Origin of the sequence: Clostridioides sp. GD02404 (assembly GCF_045898275.1) — a bacterium.
Taxonomy (GTDB): Bacteria; Bacillota; Clostridia; order Peptostreptococcales; family Peptostreptococcaceae; genus Clostridioides; species Clostridioides difficile_A.
In genome coordinates, this window is sequence record NZ_JBJOCA010000001.1 from 234,103 (window position 1) to 254,604 (window position 20,502).

At 27.9% G+C, this 20,502-nt stretch carries 19 protein-coding genes; 10 read left to right on the forward strand and 9 right to left on the reverse strand.

The features are described from left to right. The first annotated feature begins 266 nt into the window (after positions 1-266). Entirely contained in the window at positions 267-2,195 is a 1,929-nt protein-coding gene (locus Q3287_RS01065) for an OPT family oligopeptide transporter (protein ID WP_054276369.1), read from the forward strand. Continuing rightward, positions 2,182-2,529, forward strand: coding sequence for a PqqD family protein (locus Q3287_RS01070; RefSeq protein WP_054269886.1), 348 nt, complete (start codon positions 2,182-2,184; stop codon positions 2,527-2,529). Before Q3287_RS01065 ends, Q3287_RS01070 begins: the two co-directional genes overlap by 14 nt. Positions 2,530-2,701: 172 nt before the next feature. Here the strand turns inward: Q3287_RS01070 and Q3287_RS01075 are convergent, their stop codons facing one another. The 4 genes from Q3287_RS01075 to Q3287_RS01090 form a co-directional block, all read right to left on the reverse strand. Beyond that, positions 2,702-4,621: an ATP-binding cassette domain-containing protein gene (locus tag Q3287_RS01075; protein WP_407963408.1), complete on the reverse strand. Its 1,920-nt coding sequence runs from the start codon at positions 4,619-4,621 to the stop codon at positions 2,702-2,704. Positions 4,622-4,646: 25 nt separating this feature from the next. Then, a complete protein-coding gene (locus Q3287_RS01080; RefSeq protein WP_407963364.1) occupies positions 4,647-5,429 on the reverse strand; it encodes a M15 family metallopeptidase in 783 nt (260 codons plus the stop codon). Positions 5,430-5,511: 82 nt separating this feature from the next. Next, positions 5,512-6,960: a transcriptional regulator DdlR gene (gene ddlR, locus Q3287_RS01085; RefSeq protein WP_054269888.1), complete on the reverse strand. Its 1,449-nt coding sequence runs from the start codon at positions 6,958-6,960 to the stop codon at positions 5,512-5,514. 23 nt (positions 6,961-6,983) lie between these two features. Then, positions 6,984-7,883 (reverse strand): D-alanine--D-alanine ligase, encoded by a 900-nt coding sequence (locus Q3287_RS01090; protein WP_054269889.1) that lies wholly within the window; start codon positions 7,881-7,883, stop codon positions 6,984-6,986. 258 nt (positions 7,884-8,141) lie between these two features. Here Q3287_RS01090 and Q3287_RS01095 point away from each other — a divergent pair, with 258 nt between their 5' ends. Then, on the forward strand, positions 8,142-9,398 hold the full coding sequence (locus Q3287_RS01095; RefSeq protein ID WP_407963365.1) for a competence/damage-inducible protein A: 1,257 nt from the start codon (positions 8,142-8,144) through the stop codon (positions 9,396-9,398). Positions 9,399-9,467: 69 nt separating this feature from the next. Beyond that, positions 9,468-10,247, forward strand: coding sequence for an HAD family hydrolase (locus Q3287_RS01100; protein WP_407813584.1), 780 nt, complete (start codon positions 9,468-9,470; stop codon positions 10,245-10,247). Between the two features lie 192 nt (positions 10,248-10,439). Here Q3287_RS01100 and Q3287_RS01105 read toward each other — a convergent pair whose 3' ends face one another. Continuing rightward, positions 10,440-11,024, reverse strand: a complete 585-nt coding sequence (locus tag Q3287_RS01105; RefSeq protein WP_054269892.1) for a zinc dependent phospholipase C family protein — start codon at positions 11,022-11,024, stop codon at positions 10,440-10,442. Between the two features lie 199 nt (positions 11,025-11,223). Next, complete coding sequence (locus Q3287_RS01110; RefSeq protein WP_054269893.1) at positions 11,224-12,660, reverse strand: sigma-54-dependent Fis family transcriptional regulator; 1,437 nt, start codon at positions 12,658-12,660, stop codon at positions 11,224-11,226. A gap of 324 nt (positions 12,661-12,984) precedes the next feature. On the opposite strand from Q3287_RS01110, the gene Q3287_RS01115 reads away from it, so the two are divergent. Further along, a complete protein-coding gene (locus tag Q3287_RS01115; RefSeq protein WP_407963366.1) occupies positions 12,985-13,929 on the forward strand; it encodes a DMT family transporter in 945 nt (314 codons plus the stop codon). A gap of 242 nt (positions 13,930-14,171) precedes the next feature. Here the strand turns inward: Q3287_RS01115 and Q3287_RS01120 are convergent, their stop codons facing one another. Then, complete coding sequence (locus tag Q3287_RS01120; RefSeq protein ID WP_407963367.1) at positions 14,172-15,107, reverse strand: TIGR01212 family radical SAM protein; 936 nt, start codon at positions 15,105-15,107, stop codon at positions 14,172-14,174. Between the two features lie 119 nt (positions 15,108-15,226). Further along, on the reverse strand, positions 15,227-15,775 hold the full coding sequence (locus Q3287_RS01125) for a DUF308 domain-containing protein (protein WP_054269896.1): 549 nt from the start codon (positions 15,773-15,775) through the stop codon (positions 15,227-15,229). Between the two features lie 152 nt (positions 15,776-15,927). Between Q3287_RS01125 and Q3287_RS01130 the strand changes: the two genes are divergently transcribed. Both Q3287_RS01130 and Q3287_RS01135 read left to right on the forward strand, forming a co-directional pair. Next, positions 15,928-16,356, forward strand: a complete 429-nt coding sequence (locus tag Q3287_RS01130; RefSeq protein ID WP_054276376.1) for a DMT family transporter — start codon at positions 15,928-15,930, stop codon at positions 16,354-16,356. A gap of 73 nt (positions 16,357-16,429) precedes the next feature. Next, positions 16,430-17,098 carry a diphthine--ammonia ligase gene (locus Q3287_RS01135; RefSeq protein WP_054269897.1) on the forward strand — a complete coding sequence of 223 codons (669 nt, stop codon included), beginning with the start codon at positions 16,430-16,432 and terminating at the stop codon, positions 17,096-17,098. A 108-nt stretch (positions 17,099-17,206) separates the two neighbouring features. Here Q3287_RS01135 and Q3287_RS01140 read toward each other — a convergent pair whose 3' ends face one another. Continuing rightward, positions 17,207-18,562 (reverse strand): MATE family efflux transporter, encoded by a 1,356-nt coding sequence (locus Q3287_RS01140; protein ID WP_407811824.1) that lies wholly within the window; start codon positions 18,560-18,562, stop codon positions 17,207-17,209. Between the two features lie 414 nt (positions 18,563-18,976). Here Q3287_RS01140 and Q3287_RS01145 point away from each other — a divergent pair, with 414 nt between their 5' ends. From Q3287_RS01145 to Q3287_RS01155, 3 genes are all read left to right on the forward strand, one after another. Next, positions 18,977-19,207, forward strand: a complete 231-nt coding sequence (locus Q3287_RS01145; protein WP_054269899.1) for a helix-turn-helix transcriptional regulator — start codon at positions 18,977-18,979, stop codon at positions 19,205-19,207. Continuing rightward, entirely contained in the window at positions 19,194-19,625 is a 432-nt protein-coding gene (locus Q3287_RS01150) for a hypothetical protein (protein WP_054276378.1), read from the forward strand. Before Q3287_RS01145 ends, Q3287_RS01150 begins: the two co-directional genes overlap by 14 nt. Before the next feature lie 113 nt (positions 19,626-19,738). Next, entirely contained in the window at positions 19,739-20,494 is a 756-nt protein-coding gene (locus tag Q3287_RS01155; protein ID WP_054276379.1) for a DUF1835 domain-containing protein, read from the forward strand. The last annotated feature ends 8 nt before the right edge of the window (positions 20,495-20,502 follow it).

The window sequence follows — 20,502 nt, forward strand, 5'->3', positions numbered from 1 at the left end:
TATTTTTTATACTTTTGCGTGTTTTAAAGTGTTTTTTTAACAAATTTAATTTTATATTAAAAATTTTTTTTATTTTTTATCTTAATGCTTTTTAGTATAATTGAAAAATAAAAAGAATATTAGCATAAAAATATCTAAAAATAGAAAATAATAATATGGGGTTAAATTTTAGTAACTTTAACTCGCTATTTGTAAAATAATAAAAAGTTAAGTTTTATATGTATATATGTTATAATATATACAAACTGAAAAGGGGTGAAAATTTTATGAACAAAAAATTACCTAAGGGTGCTTATGGTGAGGTTAGTGGAAAAGATTACGTTCCTTACATCACAGATAAGTCCAGAACCGGTGGAAATGTAGCTGTACTGATTATCGGTATCATTTTAGCTGCCATTTTTGCCGCATCTACAACTTATTCTGGAATGAAGGCTGGTCTTACTGTTGCAGCTGGTATTCCAGGAGCTATAATAGGTTCTGCTTTTGTTGGAGCATTTGCTCGTCAAAAGGGTATTCTTGGTAAGAACTTAATCCAAGGTATGTCAAGTGGTGGAGAATCTGTTGCAAGTGGATTCATTTTCGTATTACCAGCAGTTATATTAATTGGAAGCCAAATTACATTTTTAGAAGGCTTAGCTGTTGGAGTTGGTGGAGTTTTATTTGGTATAGGAGTTGCTGCTATAGTTCACAACTATCTAATAGTTGAAGAACATGGTAAACTTATGTACCCAGAATCAATGGCTATATCTGAGACACTTGTTGCTTCAGAAGCTGGTGGAGATTCAATTAAGTACATGGGAATAGGATTTGTAATAAGTGGATTTATTACTGTATTAACTGGTTCATTCTTAAATGTAGCAAACAATGTAATGAGTCTTGTAGGAAGTAAGTTCTACAAATGGAAATTTGATATCGAAGTAAATCCTCTACTTTTAGGAATAGGATTTATAGTAGGACTTGAAGTTTCTTTAACAATGTTTGCAGGAAGTATATTATCAAACTTTGGTATCGCACCTTTAATAGGATACTTTACAGATATGGCTAGAGATGGAGCTATGGTATGGAATAATCCTGCAATGCCTCTTAACCAAATGGATGTTGGAGCTATATCTAGTAGTTATGTAAAATATATAGGTGCTGGTATGATGCTTTGTGGTGGTATTATTGGTGCAATAAAACTTATACCAACTATAATCGCTTCTATAAAAGAAACACTTAAAGCTAAATCAAGTACTGGAGAAGGAGAAGAAGGTTCATCTATACAAATGATACTTTTATTAGGTGGAGTAGTTGTTGGATTCCTAGCAGCGTTCTTAATTTCTGGTAATATTGCTATGGCAATTATTGGAGCTATCATATCTCTTTTATTATCTTTATTATTTGTTATAGTGGCAGGACGTTTAACAGGAACAATCGGAACATCAAACCTTCCAGTTTCTGGTATGACTATTGCTTCTCTAGTTATTGTAACATTAGTATTTGTTGTAATGGGCTGGACTGATTTAGAAGCTAATAAATCATTACTTTTATTTGGTTCATTTATAGTTGTTGCTATTGCTATAGCTGGAGGTTATACTCAATCTCAAAAAGTAACTTATATCATTGGTGGTAGCAAAAATGAAATGCAACGTTACTTTACAATTGCAAGTATAGTTGGTGTTATAGTTGTTGTTGGAGTAATTTTATTACTTTCTGACCAACTTAAAGCAACTGGTGATAATGTTCAATTTGCATTACCACAAGCTAACTTAATGTCAACATTAACTTCTGGTATTATGTCAGGTAGTTTACCTTGGGTTATGATTATTGTTGGAGTATTTATGGCAATTGTTTTATATGCATTAAATTTACCAATAATGACTATAGCTATAGGATTCTATTTACCAATAGCAACTACTTCTATAATATTAGTTGGAGCATTAATCCGTTTATTTGTTGAATTGGTATCTAAAACTGAAAAAGAAAAAGAAGTTAAAGTTTCTAATGGTATAAGTTTATCTTCTGGTCTTGTTGCTGGTGGTTCTATCATTGGTTTAATAGGTATAATATTACAAGTAACTGGAGTTATAACTCCAAAAGTACCAAGTGGATTTGCCGCAACAAATTCAATGGCAATTGCTTTATTGGTAGTTTTAGTTGTACTTACAGCATTACCTATTGTTTTATCTAAAGTAAAAAATAATGAGCAAGAGTAATGATGTTTTAGATATTGTATTTAAAATTACTAGTGGACTTGAATATGAAGTAGATGAAAATAGTATTGTAACGATACTTGAAAAACAGGACCATAAAATCCAAAAGTTTTTTAGAAAGTTAAAAGCTAGGATACCTAAATATAAAAAAATAGAACTAGATGAATATTCTAGTTTCGTATTTTTACAGATTGATGGTCAAAGGACTGTTAGAGCGATAGGCGAGAACCTAGAAGCTAAATATGGAGAAGAATCTTATCCACTTTATGAAAGATTGTTAGTTTTTTTAAATCATATTGAAGTTAATTGTCACTATGTTGAAAGACTGGATATATAAATATAAGGAAGCTTATTATAGGATATATCGGAATGTAAAAGTTAGAAGATAATTATAAAAGAGGCTGTCTCAAAATGGAGATAAGCCTCTTTTTTAGTGTTAAAATTATGAAAATATATTTAAAACCTGTAAATTTAAATTAGAAATTATTAAACTTAATATTAACATATAATTATTTATTATTAGCTATTTCATCAGCTAGATTATTTAAATACTCCCATCTCTCATATTTATGTTCAAGTTCCTTTTCTAGTCTTGACTTTTCATCTAAAATTTCTTGAAGCTTAGTAAAGTCAGTTGAAAATTTTGAAGTACTTTCATCAAGAGTTGAAATTTTAGATTCAAGTTTTTCTATATCAGATTCAATATTTTCAAATTCTCTTTGTTCATTATATGAGAATTTGAGTTTTTTATCATTTTTAGGTTTTTCTTTTTTTGAAGTAGTAGAATCGTCTTTTTTTATTGACTCCTTTTTAGACTCTTCAAACTCAATTCCTTGAATTTCTCTATATATAAGATAATCACTGTAATTACCTGTATATACATGGATTTTTCCGTTTCCTTCATATGCAAAGATTTTATTACAAATTCTATCTAAGAAATATCTATCATGCGATACTGTAATTACTACACCTCTAAATTCATCAAGATATTCTTCTAAGATTTTAAGTGTCTCAATATCTAAGTCATTTGTAGGTTCATCCAACAGAAGTACATTAGGAGCCGTCATAAGGATTCTAAGAAGGTGAAGTCTTCTTCTTTCACCACCAGATAATTTACCTATCAAAGTATACTGCATGGTACCATTAAAAAGGAATCTTTCACACATCTGAGAAGCTGTAATTCTAGTACCATCTGAAGTCTCTATATAATCACTAGCTTCTTTTACATAGTCTATAGCTCTCATATCAATGTTCATATGAGAGTCATCTTGAGAAAAACAACCTATTTTAACTGTCTCTCCAATTGAAATATATCCACTATCAGGTTCTATTTCTCCATTAAGTATGTTTATAAGGGTTGATTTACCCATACCATTTTTTCCTATTATACCAATTCTATCAGTACGAGCTAAAGTATATTCTAAGTTATCTATAACTGTAGTACCTTCAAAAGCTTTGGATATATTGTGTATTTCTATTATTTTATTTCCAAGCCTGCTTGATGCAACTGATATATCAAGATTTTCATCAGGCTTGAAAGTTTCCCTGTTTGTAAGTTCATCGAATCTTTGTAAACGAGCTTTTTGTTTTGTACTACGAGCTTGAGCTCCTCGTCTAACCCAAGCAAGTTCTGTTCTAATTAAATTTTGTCTTTTATCTTCAATACTTGCTTCTAGTGCAAGTCTTTCCATTTTCTTTTCTAGAAATATTGAATAATTACCATCATAACTAAATAATCTACCTTTATCTAGTTCAATGATTCTATTCGTAACACGGTCCAAAAAGTATCTATCATGAGTTATCATAAGTAGTGAACCTTTTCTTGAATTGAGATATTCCTCAAGCCAATCTATAGTATCATTATCTAGATGATTAGTAGGCTCATCCAGTATCAAAAGCTCACAAGGAGTAATAAGGGCTGATGCTAAAGAAACTCTCTTTCTTTGACCTCCAGAAAGTTCTGCTATTTTTTGATTAAAGTCATTTATACCAAGTTTCGTAAGTACTGACTTGGCTTCACTTTCCAAATCCCAAAGATTTAAAGCATCTATTTTTTCGTGTATTGATAATAATTTTTTATTCAATTCATCTGTAAAGTTCGAATTAAGTCTTTCCAAAATTTCTTGATATTCACCAAGTAGTTTTAATTCCTCTGAAGTCCCATTAAATACTTGTTCAAGTACAGTTGAATTTTCATTATAAGTTGGGTTTTGAGGTAGATACTCTATTCTAATACCATTAGTTTTTGTTATATTACCAGTTTCGCTTTCTTCAACTCCTGCAATAATCTTAAGTAAAGTAGATTTACCAGTTCCATTTACACCAATAAGTCCTATTTTTTCACCATCATTGATTCCAAGAGATATACTTTCAAGTAATTTTTTTTCGGAATAACTTTTACTTATGTTTTCCAATGTCATTAAATTCATATAATTCACCTTTATTTCTAATCTATTATTTTTCAAAATGTTGATAGTCTGGGTTTTTCCAATATCCACCCCAACTCCAACCTCTGCTTACAAAAGCATTATAACAATCATCACCTTTTTTTATCATTCCAAATTTCGAAGTAGACCTATCAGCATAGACTGTGCTTACTTTAGGACTAACATTATCTCCAGAAACTTGAGGATTCTGTAATGGATTTATATCTATAGCACGTCCTTTACCATGGTTTGAAACGACACTTGTACCAGCTACAGTTCTATAACAAAATGATGAGGTATTATTATCAGACATAGATTTTTCATCTACAGCATCATAATCATCTATTAGTTTGATTTTTTCAATTGGATATTTTTTTTCGTATAATTCCTTAAAAATATCAACAATTTCTGGAGCTAGTTCACTATTTACTATCATTTCTCCTTGATGAGTCTTTTCATCAAATCCATAGTATGTAAGCTTTAAATAAGATAGGCTATCAAAGCTTATAGGTTCATCAGAAGGCATAGATTTACCAATCATCTTGTTTTTTATATTATCTGGTATTGAAGAATATGAAAAAGTAGGTTTGATATTGTTGTCTTCCTGCTTTTTACTAGAGCTTTGATTATTTTTAGAATCATCTGTTGTATTGTTTTTATTTTGCATAGTTTCTTGGCTGTTTATGTTATCTTTTTTGTTAGGATTAGAGAAAAGTATCTCATATATAGATAATAAGGCAAGAAATAATACAGTTATTACAATTGTTAGTTTTAATTTATTAATCTTTTTTCGTTTTGACTTTTTACTCATATTATCCCCCAGTGTTAGATTCATATAAACTATATATATTATACATCATAAAAATAAACTAGGCTAACAATATTTAGTTAACCTAGGACATTTCATCTATAGTTTCTCCAATTATTTTTATTCCAATTTCAATGTCTTTGAAAGATAATCTAGAAAATCCAAGTCTTAAAGTGTCATAACCAGAATCGTCTGTAAAGAATAAATCTCCAGGCATAAATATAACATTTTTTTCATAACATTTTTCCAATAGTTTTCTAGTATCTATGTTTTTTAATTTTATAAATATATGCAAACCACCATCACCTAAGATGTATTCTGTGTTTATATATTTTTTTATACATTCATATGCAAAGTTAAATTTATCTCCATAGAATTTACGTATTTTTTTAACATATTTTTCAAAAGCACCATTGCTCAAATAGTCAAATAAAATTCCTTGGTCCAAAAATGATACATGTATATTTCTGCATCTTTTAACACTTTCTAATTTATCGATTACTTTTTTATCTGCAAATATCCATCCAATTCTCATTCCAGGAAATAAAATTTTTGAGAAACTGCCAATATATACAACTCCATTATTCATATTGTCAAGAGAGCAGATAGGAAATATATGAGAACTATTGTAGAGCAATTCTTCATTAAAACCATCTTCTATAATTGCTATGTTATACTTTTTCATAAGATTATAGAATTTGTATCTATTTTCAGGAGTCATTACAATCCCTGTAGGATTATGATAAGAAGGTGTAATATATGCAAATTTTATTTTATTTTTGTACTCAATTAAGCGTTTCTCTAGCATATTAAAATCCAAACCATCTTCATGTATGTCTACACCTAAGATATTAAGATTATGTGATTTCATAATTTTTATAGCAGTATTATGAGTAGGATTCTCACATATTATGTAATCTTTTTCTTGAGTAAAAGATGACATAATAATGTCAAAGCCTTCTGTAAATCCATTTGTTATTAGTATATCTTTGTTATTAATATCAACACCCTTGTTTGTCATGTATTTTAGTAAATAATCAATAAGGGGTTTGTAACCCTGTGCATATCCATAATTGAGCAATTTGTGACCTTCTAACGATATTCTATTTAGAAAAGATTTTTTGAATTCTTCCATATCAAATAAATCTCCATCTGGAGAGATACTTTTAAATGAGATTAAGTCAGAGCTCCAAGGAATCTCACTTTTTATAATATCCAATTCATTAGCTTTTTTGGAGTATGTATTCTCTAAACAGTCCCAGTTCAAAGACCATGTAGTATTTGAAGATTTATTCTTTGATTTAACAAATGTACCTTTTCCGGAAATAGAGTAGATTAGTCCTTCAGATTTTAATTCTTCATAGGTTAAGACTATAGAATTTCGACTAACTTGTAAAAGCTGACTAAGCTCCCTTGTAGAAGGGAGCTTACTATTGTCTGGAATTAATCCTTTTGATATCATATCACTTATATAATTTTTAATTTGTATATAAATTGGTTCATTATCATTTAATTTTAGATTTGAAAATATCAAATTACCACCTCAAATTATTTTATCTAATTTAAAGAGTATTCTATAAGTTTATCTAATAGCTCACTATACTTAATACCTCTAGCAGATGCACTTCTAGGAATTAAACTAGTTTGAGTCATGCCAGGAAGAGTATTTAGTTCAAGAACATATGGAATACCTTCACTTATAATCATATCAACTCTTACATATGCTTTGCAATTAAAAATTTTCCAACAAGTCTCAGAAATTTCATTTACTCTTTTTTGAAGTTCATCTTCTAAATAAACAACTTCTTCTTTTGCTCCTTTTTCAACTGAGTATTTAGCTTCATAATCAAAGAAGCCTGAATCGGATTTTATAGATATTGTAGGGAATACTTCTCCATTTAGTATAAATGAAGTATATTCTCCACCTGGTATATACTTTTCAATCATTACAAATTCATCAACTTCTAGTCCTTTGCGAACTGCATCCTCAACTTCATCTTTAGAATGAATAAAGAATGTGGCTACACTTGAACCTCCTGAATTTGGTTTTATAAATACTGGATAACCTATCTTATCTATTTCATCATAGTCTATTTCATCAACTGATTTTACTAAAGCCCATGGAGCAGTAGGAAGATTTGAATCTCTAAGCATTTTTTTAGTTATATTTTTATCCATACACATTCCACTGCAAAGAGGTCCACATCCAGAATATGGTATATCCATAGTTTCAAGTATTGATTGAATACATCCATCTTCTCCAAACTTACCATGTAGGGCAAGTATTGCAAAATCTACATCTTCTGGTATTTTTGTAAATATATCTTTTTTATCATCTATTATTACTTTTACAACATCATATTTATTTTTATCAAGATTATTATATATCTCTTTTCCTGAGTTTAAAGAAACTTCTCTCTCTGATGATATTCCACCCATTATAACTGCTATTTTCATATTATACACTCCTATTTTGATTTTTATTATTTTAAATTAAATTTTTTATTTACTTACTTAATTATATGAATTAAGAGTTGATGATGAAAGTACCACTATATATGAAGTTTGTATCATGTGTGGTTTTAGAGTAATAATCTAATTTAAAGATATATTTAAATGATTTTTTAACTTTATTTATGTTATTATTTTTGCTAAAATTATTGTTATGAACTTAAGACTAGTCTTAATGGCTATAAAATCAAGGAGTGATAAATTTTGAAAGCTGAAATAATAAGTGTAGGAACAGAAATATTATTAGGTGATATAGTAAATACAAATTCTCAATTTTTGGCTAAAGAGCTTGCATCATTGGGAATAGAAGTATACCATCAGAGTACAGTTGGAGACAATAAGCAAAGACTTTTAGAATGTTTTGATGAAAGTTTAAAGAGAAGTGATTTAGTAATTACTACAGGTGGTCTTGGACCAACTGGTGATGATATGACAAAAGAAACTGCAGCAGAATACTTTGGTCAGGAACTAGAATTACATAAACCATCATTAGAAGTTTTGGAATCTTTCTTCGTTAAAACAGGAAGAAAAATGGCTGAAAACAATATGAAACAAGTATACTTTCCAAAAGATGCTATAGTACTAAAAAATAATAATGGTACAGCTCCAGGAGCAATTCTAAAGAAAAATGATAAAAGTATAATAGTATTACCTGGACCACCAAGAGAAATGAAAGCTATGTTTAATGAGAGTGTCAAACCTTACTTACAACAATTTACAAATGAAATGCTAGTATCCAAGACTTTAAGACTATATGGAATAGGGGAGTCAAATCTGGAATTAGAAATTCTCGATATAATCAATGAACAAACCAATCCAACAGTTGCTTTGTATGCAAAGGAGTTAGAAGTTACAATAAGAATAACTGCAAAAGCTAAAAATGAAAAGGATGCTTTTGAATTAATAAAACCAGTGGAAGAAGAAATAAAAAATAGAGTTGGTAAATATGTATATACTGAAGGTGATATTTCAGTGTCTGAAGGAGAGACTGCATTAGAAGATGCTGTTGCTAAACTTCTTGTAGAAAAAAACTTAACAATAGCAGTAGCTGAATCTTGTACTGGAGGTTTAGTTTCTTCATCTCTTATAAATTATTCAGGAATATCTTCTGTGTTTCTTGAAGGTTGTGTAACATATTCTAATGAGGCTAAAATGAAAAGATTAGGAGTAAAAAGAGAAACTTTAGAAGAATTTGGAGCAGTAAGTGAGCAAACAGCAATAGAAATGGCTGAGGGCGTTGCTAAAGGGCTAGGAGCTAATATAGGCATATCTACAACTGGAGTAGCTGGACCTGGCGGAGGAACTGAAGAGAAGCCTGTAGGATTAGTTTATACTGCAATATATATAAATGGGAAAACGGTAGTGAAAAAAAATATATTTAATGGAGATAGAAGAAAGATAAGATTAAGAGCTGCTAGAGATTTGCTTAATGAATTGAGAATACAATTAGAAAAGCTTTAAATTATTATTATATTGGATATATTTAAAGCATTGGTATAATATAAAATCATTTTTGGAGGCTTTTAATTTATGATAAAACATATATTTTGTGATTTAGATGGAACTCTATACGAAAATGGAACTATAACAGAAGAGGATATATCAGCAATTGAAGAAGTAGAAAAAAAGGGTGTGCAGTTTAATGTTGCTACAGGTAGAATATTTAAACAGGCTCGTAATATTATTAAAGACAATTTAGATATGAATGGATATTATATATGTGAAAATGGCTCATTTATACATGATAAAGATTATAATGTAATTTTTAAAAGAACTATAGACGATAATTTAGTGAAAAAAGTTATTGATAGATTTGAGTCAAGTGATGCACAATTGTACTTTAAGTATAAAGGTGATGTAATCGTGGGTAGTGATACAACTGCTTTTAGACACTATTCTAGTGATTTCATAGTTGACCCTGACTTTGAGAAAAGAAGTAGTTTTGATAACCTTATAGGAAATATAGGGGTATGCTCTGAAAATTTAGAAGAGTTATCTAGAATAGAATTGTATCTAAAAAGTGAGTTCAGTGATGTATTAGAAATATATTTTTCTGGAACTTATACTTTAAATATAGTACCTAAAAGTGTATCAAAAAGAGGAAGTATAGAACATGTAATAAAAACTTTAAATGTAAGTCCAGATGAGGTTGCTACTATTGGAGATTCTCCAAATGATATTTGCATGTTGGAAGGATTTAAATACAGTTTTGCAATGTCCAAAGCGAGGGAAGAAGTAAAACAAAGTGCAAATTATATAGTGGATAGTGTGAAAAATGCTATTGATGTTATAATGGCGATAAATAGTTAGATACAAGATTTATATAGTTAATAAAAATTTAATGGAATATATTTTCCTACAAATATATTAAGTAATTAATTTTAGAGATTTTGTTTACTTAATATAAAAAATGACTGTTCTAAAGAATTATAAAATTATCTTTTATATTCTATAGAGCAGTCATTTTGATTATACTTAATTATAAGTTCAAAAGTTCTTAAATTAACCACAATTTGCTATATGATATGATTTTATTGTATTAGATAAAATAGCATCCAATATATAATTTATAACACTATTACAAGTATAAGCTGAAAACTTTAAATCATTCATATAATCAGTTTTCTTTTTATATTCATTGTAAAGCTTAGTAAAAAATTTTTCAAAACCGTTATTTATACTAGTACCTTTAATTTTAGACAAATCAACATCTTTTGCAAATGCTCCAAGTTCTCTTTCATAAGTAACATGTTTATTTAGACTATGTTTAAATTCCCAACGTTCACTATGAGCTACACAGAAAAAATCGCATAGAAAGTGACATATAACTCCTAGCTCTTGGCTAAGTCTGCTTACTGAGAAATATTTAGAAAGACTATCTATAGTAAGACTACACAAATAGTTTATTTTGGAAACAACCATATTAAATGATTCATCTAAATAATGTTTTTTTAATTTATATTTAGAAAAAGCATCTGGCTTTATATTACCATATATAAAGTTTTTTTCACTTATAAAGAATGTTTTATTTTCATCTATATTATCAAGTATTGATTTTGCCATAATAAAATGAGTATTCATTAACATATTTACACCTCGTATAGTTTGTTAGACTTATTAAATATATTATTATGATATGATATTTATGATAAAAGTTTAATGGTAAATATATGAAACTAAGTCAATCATATTTATTTAAATAATTTCAACCATATTCATAATACCAGTAAATGGCCAAATTTACAATATGTAAATAGTGTTAAGTTTTTGTTTATCAAATTTAAAATTAAGTATTAGTATACTTTCTAATTAACCTACTAGCTTTAGATTGAGAAATTTCAAGGTGTTTGGCTACTTTATAAGAGCTGCCAAATTTTTCATAACTATCCAAAATTATATTTTTTTCATATTCCATAATTAGTGTGTCAAGATTTTTATTCTTACAATTAATGGATGTTAAATCAGATACTATATCTTCGTTAATTTGAGATATATTCAATTTATTTTCATTATTGTCAATAGTTACATTTTTTGTAAGTATATTTGGTAAATCATTTACTGTTATATGATTGTTTGTGCAGGTAAGTAAGATTTTTTGAATTATATTTTGTAATTCTCTTATATTACCTGGGAATCTATAGTTTGCAATAATATTTATAGCCTCTTTAGAAATAGTTTTATTTAAATTAAAGTCACTTGAATACCTATTAAAATAATATTTTATAATTTCTACGAGATTATCTTTTCTTTCTCTAAGAGGGGGTAATTTTATTTCTATAACGTTTAATCTATAATACAAATCTTCTCTAAACTTTTTTTCCTTTACTTTTGAAATTAAATCAGCATTTGTAGCAGATATAATCCTTATATCAACTTTTTTGTTTTTTAAACTTCCAACTGGGGTAAAAGTTTTATCTTGTATTAATTGTAAAAATTTTGCTTGTAAATTTTGTGGTATATCTCCTATTTCATCTAGGAAAAGAGTACCTCCATCAGCTAATTCTACAAGTCCAACCTTACCCCTGGTACTTGCACCTGTAAAAGCACCTGAAGTATATCCAAAAAGTTCAGATTCAAGGAGTTGTGGAGATATAGTAGCACAATTTATAGTTATAAATGGACCATTAGCTCTATTGCTATTGTGATGTATATATCTAGCAAGTGAACTTTTTCCTGTTCCTGACTCTCCCAAGAGAAGAACACTTACGTCTGTTTTAGAAACATGATTTACTGTATTTATGATAGGTCTCATAACTAGACCATCCATAATTACAGTATCTTCAATTCTAAGAGCAGTTCTATATAATGTTTCTACTTCAGACTTATATTTTTTTACTTGTTTTCTTGTATCTTCAAGTTTATTCTTTATATTATTAAGTTCAGTTATGTCTCTACAATTCTCAACAGTAAATTCTAAGTTTCCATTTTCATCAAATACAGGGGTAGCAGTTATAATGAGTTTTTTTCCTGTTTGAGTATCTTGTTCTAGTGAAAATTTAGACTTTGTTTTTAATACAACTGGTATGGGGCTTTTTGTTGAATATCCAGATTCTTCTAAAAAAGAAACGTTTTTTCCTAAAATATCTTCTTTTTTTAGACCGTAATTTTCCTCAAATGCTTTATTACAATATATTATTATTCCTTTATTATCAGAGGCACATATTTCGTCATGAGAAGCCTCCAATATCTTTTGGTAAAATTCCAAATCTAATTCAAAATTCATTTTTCCGTTGTCCTCCTAAAATTTTAATGATATATTAAAATAGGTTTAATTTGTTAAATATAATTAAAATTTAATATTTATATAATATATAAGTTTCAGTCTATTTTAACTTTAAATAAGTTATATATAACTTATTTTACAATTAAAACAAGTCTAAATCAACTTAAAATGTATATGAAACAAATATGAAAAAATTGAAAATTTATCAGTATTATTGAAAATACTAGGTTTTTGGTGTCGACACATATTGGATTAAAATGGCATAATTTTTGCTTAACAAAAACGATGTGCATTGACTTAAATAAAATTAGAGGGGATTTTAAAATGGGAGAAAAAAGTAAAGGGTATGTATTTATAGCGACAGCAGGAATATTATGGGCTACACTTGGTTTATTTGGAAAGTTTTTAATGGGAAATGGATTGACATCAGAACAGGTAGCATTTACAAGGTTGTTTTTTGGGTTTATAGTTTTGGGAGTATATTCTTCTATAAGAACACCACATATTTTAAAAATAAGTAAAAAGGGAATCATATATTCAATAATAATAGGTATTATATGTCAAGCTATGTTTAACTTATGTTATTTTAAAGCAATTGAAACGGTAGGTGTATCAGTAGCAGCAGTTTTATTATATACTTCACCATTATTTTTAGCAGTATTTTCAAAAATCTGTTATAAAGAGAGCATTACTAGAAGTAAAGTACTTTCACTTATTTTTTGCTTTATGGGTGCAGTTATGGCAGTGACTGGTGGAAGTTTAGATTTTCAAGATTTAAGTGCTTTTGGACTTTTACTTGGTATATTATCAGCAATAGCATATGCACTTATGCCAACTATTAGTAAAAATGCCTTGAAAGAATTCTCAAGTTCGACAATATTAGTATACAGTTTCTTATTTGGAGCTATCTTTATGATTCCATCTGCTAGACCTTGGGAGATATTGTATTATGCTAAAGATTTAAATATTTTATCTTGTATGTTAATGTTAGGTGTTGTACCAGCTGCACTGGCATATATTTTTTATGCAGCAGGTATATCTAAGGGAGTAGAGTTATCTGTTGCAGGTGTTGTGGCATCAGTAGAGCTAGTTGGTTCTGTAATAATCGGTTGTACTATATTAGGAGAAAATTTTTCTTTATGGAAGTTATTTGGAGTGATGTTGATGCTAATATCAGCAGTAGTAGCACTTAATCTTTCTTATGATGGAATAAAAATGTTTTGTAAATCCAACAAGTTAAAGCAGATTGAAGAAACAGAAAGTATTTAGAATTAGAGGTTTAAAGGTATTGAGATTTAAAAACATTGAAATTAATAATGTTACATAAAATCATAGGTAATTGTAGTTAATTTAGAAATATAAATTAAATTTTTTATTATATACTATAAAATATACAAATTAATATCTTGTTTTATAAATACTAAATAACTATAGAGAGAATCATGTTTACATAACTCTTTCTATAGTTATTATTATTTTGATACTGTTTTATGTGCAATACATATGCATAATTAAAAAAACTTGCAACCTTGATAAGAATTTCGAGCTTTCAAGGTATCATCAATTTGATTTAAAATTTCCCATTTCTTTAGACTCCATAAAGGGCCAACTAGTTCATCTCTTTTGCCATCACCAGTAAGTCTATGGATTATCATAGTTTTGGGAAGTATTTCTAATTGGTCACATACTAGATTTATATATTCATCTTGTTCCATAAGAGTTAGCATGCCATTTTGTAGCATTTTTTCCATAGGAGTGTCTTTTATAACATGTAATAGATGGATTTTTATGCCATCTACACCCATTTTACCAACAGCTTTTGCAGTTTCCATCATCATATTATAATCTTCGCCAGGAAGACCGTTTATAATGTGTACAACAACCTTTATATTTTTAGCTTTTAGTTTTTCAACACCTTCTACAAACGATTTATAATCATGACCTCTATTTATAATTTTAGATGTGGAATCATGAATCGTTTGAAGGCCAAGCTCAACCCATAAGTTAGTTCTTTTATTTAGTTCAGATAAGTATTCTACAACATCATCTGGCAAACAGTCAGGTCTTGTTGATATTGAAAGACCTATGACATCATCTAGTTCTAATATGGTTTCATACTTTTCTTTTAAAATTTCAAGAGGAGCATACGTATTTGTATAGGCTTGAAAGTAACCAATATATTTTGCATGAGGCCATTTTTTTAACATCATTTCTCTTATATTATAAAATTGACTGATAAGATTATCTTTAGGGTTACCAGCAAAGTCACCAGAACCTTCCTTGCTACAATAGGTACATCCACCATAGCCAATACTTCCATCAATGTTTGGGCAAGTAAATCCTGCGTTTATTGATACCTTAAAAACTTTTTCACCAAAAGTATTTCTAAGATAATAATTCCAAGTATGATACCTTTTATTATCAAAAGCATATTTAAATTTATCCAAAGTAATCACCTATTTCTAATAAAATTGTACACTGGACTTGTACAAAAAACATATTACCATAAATATATAACTTAAACAAATTCTATTTTAAATTATATGAAAATAATGCAAGAAAATATTTAATATTTTCTTGCATTATTTCCAGAAAAGAATAGAATTAGTCCAAATAATATTATGAAAAAAGACATTATTGATACTATAAATCTAGATAGAAAAAGTGGAGACAGTATAAGACATATGCCAAATAGAGTCTTAATTATATTCCAAGTTGTAAATTTAGAATATGGATTGTTTTTACTATTTACAAGTGCCACCAATTGATTAAATATTAAATAAAATCCTAAAAATAATGAAAATATACTTTGTATTTTTTGCGGAAATATAAAAAGTAATATACATGCAATTATTAGAATCCATTGAACATTAGTAGATGGCTTAATTTCTTCTTTAGTAGCATATCTTTTTAATTCATTGATATTTTTTAGATTTAAATATGCAAAGAATAAAAGAGCAATACCAAAAGTCCAAGAAATTAGTTTTATCCCTAATGTCTTAAATGTAAGGCATAATACTCCTAATACGATGAGTAATACTCCCATTAACATAAACTTAGTAGCATTTTCTTTTTTATTAAAGTTATTAAAATCGATATTAAAATTTGTGTACATAAAATCACCTCCAAAATCAATAGAACAATTATAACAGAAATTTATATTCAAATAAAGTCACCAAGTATAAAAATTAAACTGTACTTAGTAATTAATTGATAGGTTGTATCATAAACTTTTATTAATAGAATTATATAGGAGGAGGTTTGTCCATGACAAAATTATGGGCAATAATATTTGCATTATTAGCAGGTGGGTCTACTGCTCTTGAAGCCTTTATAAATGGAGAACTAGGTAAAAGTACAACAGCGTTAGTTGCAACATTTATAAGCTTAACTGTAGGGGCAATATTTTTTTTGGCAAGTATAATAGTTACAGGTGATTTAAAGTGTTTGGTGTCTATAAATGGTTTTAACTATAAGTTATTACTAGGGGGAGTATTTGGTGGGCTAATAATATATTTTACAGTAAAAGCAATTCCAAATTTAGGCGTATCAAATACACTTATATTAACTCTTGTATCTCAAGTTCTAGTTGGTTTTTTTATTGATAGCGTGATTTTAGGACAAGAAACAATGCATTTATACAAGTATATAGGTGTTATGCTTTTAATATTGGGAACATTTTTTATAGTAAATTAGTAATTTAAAGTACTATATAATTTGCTATACAACTCAGATATTTGGTATAATTATGGTAACAAAACAAAGTTAGATGAAAGAGGTGTTAGAATTGGCTGATGAAAAATTTGTAATGTCATTTAGTGGTGGTAAAGATAGTATATTAGCATTAAATCGAATGTTGAAAAAAGGATATAAGCCTGTGGCACTCTTGACAACTATAAGTGAAGAACATGGGAAATCATGGACACATAATTTAGAATATAATATGCTTAAACAGGTAAGTAGCAATATAGGATTACCTTTATTAGTTGCTGAGTGTGGAGTAGAAGGATATGAAGAGAGTTTTGAGAGAGCTTTAATAAAAGCTAAAAATATGGGAGCAACAATATGTGCATATGGAGATATAGACATAGAAAGTCATAGAAAATGGGATTCTGATAGATGTGATGCAGTTGGTATGAAAGTAAGTTTACCATTGTGGCAAGAGAGTAGAGAAAATTTAGTATATGAATTTATAGAAAGTGGATTTTGCAGTGTTGTAACAAAAGTAAACTTAAAGTATCTAGGAGAGGAATTCTTAGGAGAAAAATTGACTAGAGAGCTTGTAAAAAAGATAAAAGATGCAGGTGCTGACCCATGTGGAGAACATGGTGAATATCATACATTTGTAGTGGATGGTCCAATATTTAAAAAGCCTGTAGAGTATGAAGTGAAAGGAACTTCAACAAAAGATGGTTATGGATATTTAGAAATAAAATAATTACATAAATAAAATACCTATTATATAATCCTAGTTTTTGCAAAGGTCTAATTTTTGCAAGATTGTATAATAGGTATTTTTTATTTTATATATTTTACATAATATTCTTTAAGCAACCTTATTTAGATTAGAGTCTAATGTAGAATAATTCTTTTTTAGGAAAACTATTGATAAAATAAGGCATATAAATTCTGAAACAATAGTAGTCATCCATATTCCTTGACCGCCAAATATTAGTATCATTGAAATTAGACTTAGAACAACTATTACAAGTCCTCTACCAAGGGATATAACAGTAGAAATTGATGGTTTTTCTACTGAAACAAAGAATCCAGAAATTATTACGTTAATTCCTACAAGTAAGAAAGATATAGAGAATATTTTAAATACACGAATTCCTTCATTGAATAGTACGGTTTCCTCTGGGTGTATGAATAAAGAAACTATTGGTCCTGAAAAAGCCATACAAGTTGCAAATACAGCAATTGATGCTATTATTGTGGCTTTTATCCCCATCTTTAATAATTTTTTTACGTTATCTATATTCCCTGCACCGTAATAAAAACTAGTAAGAGGTTGCATACCCTGAGTTATACCCATCATAGTCATAAGTACCAATGTATTTATATAATTTATAACACTGTAATAGATAAGAGCACTTTCACCAATATATTTAGTAAGACTCAAGTTAAAAAGCAAGACAACTATACCACAACTTAATTCAGTAGTCGAATCTGGGAAGCCTATAAATATAATTTTTCTAAGTGTTTTGAAATCGACTTTAAATTTTGAGAAATTCAAAGTTGAGTTTTTTCTTAAAAAATGTATCAAGAAAAAAACAGTAGAAAAGACTTGAGATAGACCTGTCGCGATGCCAGCACCTTTTACACCCCATCCAAATTCAATTACAAATAAGTAATCAAGTACGATGTTTGTAAGAGCAGATATTATTACACCAACAGTAGCTAATATTGGGAATCCATCAGTTTTTATTATAACTTCTAGAGAGTAAGATACTATAAAGAAGCCATTAAAAAATATTATTATTCCTAGATAATCTTTAACCATACCAATTGTAGATTCTGTGGCTCCTAAAAATAATGCTAATCTGTCTAAATTAAAAAAAGTTATAGCTAAAATAATTATAGATAATATAATTATTGATACTAAGTTGAATGAAAAGACTTCATTTGCAGACTTAATATCTTTTTTGCCAAGATAAATTGCAATTATAGTAGATGCACCAGTTGAAAATAACAGAGAAACTGCAAATATAAAATTAATAAATGGCATTGATATGTTTACAGCAGCTAAAGCTAATTCACCAACTCCTTTACTTACAAATATTCCATCAACCATTGTATATAATGAGAAAACCCACATTGCAACTACAGATGGTGCTAGGTATTTAAAAAATCTCTTACCTAGGCTCATGTTTTCGTTTATAGATATTTTGGTATCCATTTATTACCACTCCTTGTAAATCTATTATAAAAATATTCAACTATTAATTAATAATTTTATTTCTAGTATAAATGATAAACTATGGTATAGTACTAATGTCAACAGCAAATAGTAAATAATTATAGATTTTATTAAATAATAGTAAATTCAAGTGTTTTATAAGTAGATTTTATTATCTATATTGCTGATATTTAACTGACTAATAAAAAAAGAACTTAAAATGGCATTTAGCTGACCATTATTTGAATAATATTTTACTTATATTTTCACATGCTTCTTTGTCCATTTCTTCTAATAAGTAATAATATCTATTCATATTTATTTTTATATCTGCATGCCTAATCTTCCTGAAACAGCTTTTATATTAGTACTTATTTATATAAAGTGAACTTAATATTATAAAAGGAGTATTCAATGAAAACTAAAATTAAAATATTAAGAATTTCCATTGGAATGACACAACGACAACTTGCTGATTTAGTTTATGTGAGCGAGAGAACAATTATTTCTATAGAAAAAGAACAGTATGCTCCTTCGCTCATGCTTGCTTATCGTATTTCAGAGGTATTTGGCACAACAGTAGAAGATTTATGCTATCTTAAAGAAAATAAAGAGTTGGAGGATAAACAATATGAAAATTTATAATAAAAAAGGTTTTACCTTTGGTGTTTTGGCTACAATATTAGGAATATGTAGTTTAACAAAAGACATTATATATCCTGAAGATTGGCTAACACTGCAAATTAAGCATGTTGTATTTTCTATAATAATTTTATTATTTGGGATTATAACTCTTATTCGGGCATTTTCTAAAAAAGCTACACAAGAAGATAGGATTGAATCTATGGATGAAAGAAATCGTCTTATAAAGTTAAAAAGTGAAGCTAAGAGTGGAAATATTATGTTTTGGATTACAACAATTATTAGTATATGTAGCTTTTTATTTTATTATTTAACAGAAAATATATTGTATATGTTTATTTTTATTCCAACTGCAATTCTAAGCATGATGTATATTATTATAGAGTTTATTTCATACTTATATTATGAAAAGCGTGAATAAAAATATATCAACTAATTTTATAAATAATACTATAATAATCTAGGATTGTTTAACAAATACAGTTTATATATTATAATAAAATAAATTATTAATTGTACAGAGAGGTGAGTTGCATGGCATACATATGTTTTGATGATGTTTGTTATTATATATTAAAAGAAGCAATGAAGCTAAAGTTAATACCACATAATAAAATTGTAGTATTTGAAGATGATTTATCAATAGGTTATATTTCAGATGTAAATAATTATGAATTAAGAAAAGATATTTTTAAAGTTAGAGCTGATTTTGAAAATAATCCTAAACTATTATTCAAGCCCAATTTATTAGAGGATAGAAGCTTGGTAAAACATAGAGATATAATAATATGGTGTGCAAATAACTCAAGGGATTTATGTGGCGTATATTATATAGTGAGTAAGTTTCAAGATAAAAACATAAAAATTGCATTAATAGATGAAAAAAAGATAGAAGAGGGTATAATGAAATATTCGTTTACTAGTGAAATGTCTCCAGAAGATACTTATTTCTTTTTAAACAAGGCATCAGAAATTGAATTTAATGAAAAGCTAGAAATTAAAAATAAATGGGATGTATTAGTTAAAGAAAATACTATTTTTAGAGCATTGATAGGAAAAGAAATTAAAAGTGTTGAAGAAACTTATTTTGATAAATATATACTAAAAAATATTAGTGATAAATGGAAACCCTTAATTGAAGTTGTTGCAGAATCTTTGTTTGAAGATGAAATGCGTGTAAAAGATTGGTTTATACTTTGGAGAATAATGAATTTGGTAAATTTAAAAATAGTAGAAATTAAAGGAAGTAAAGATGATTTATATTCTGATACTGAAATAAGAAAAATTTAAGTATTTGG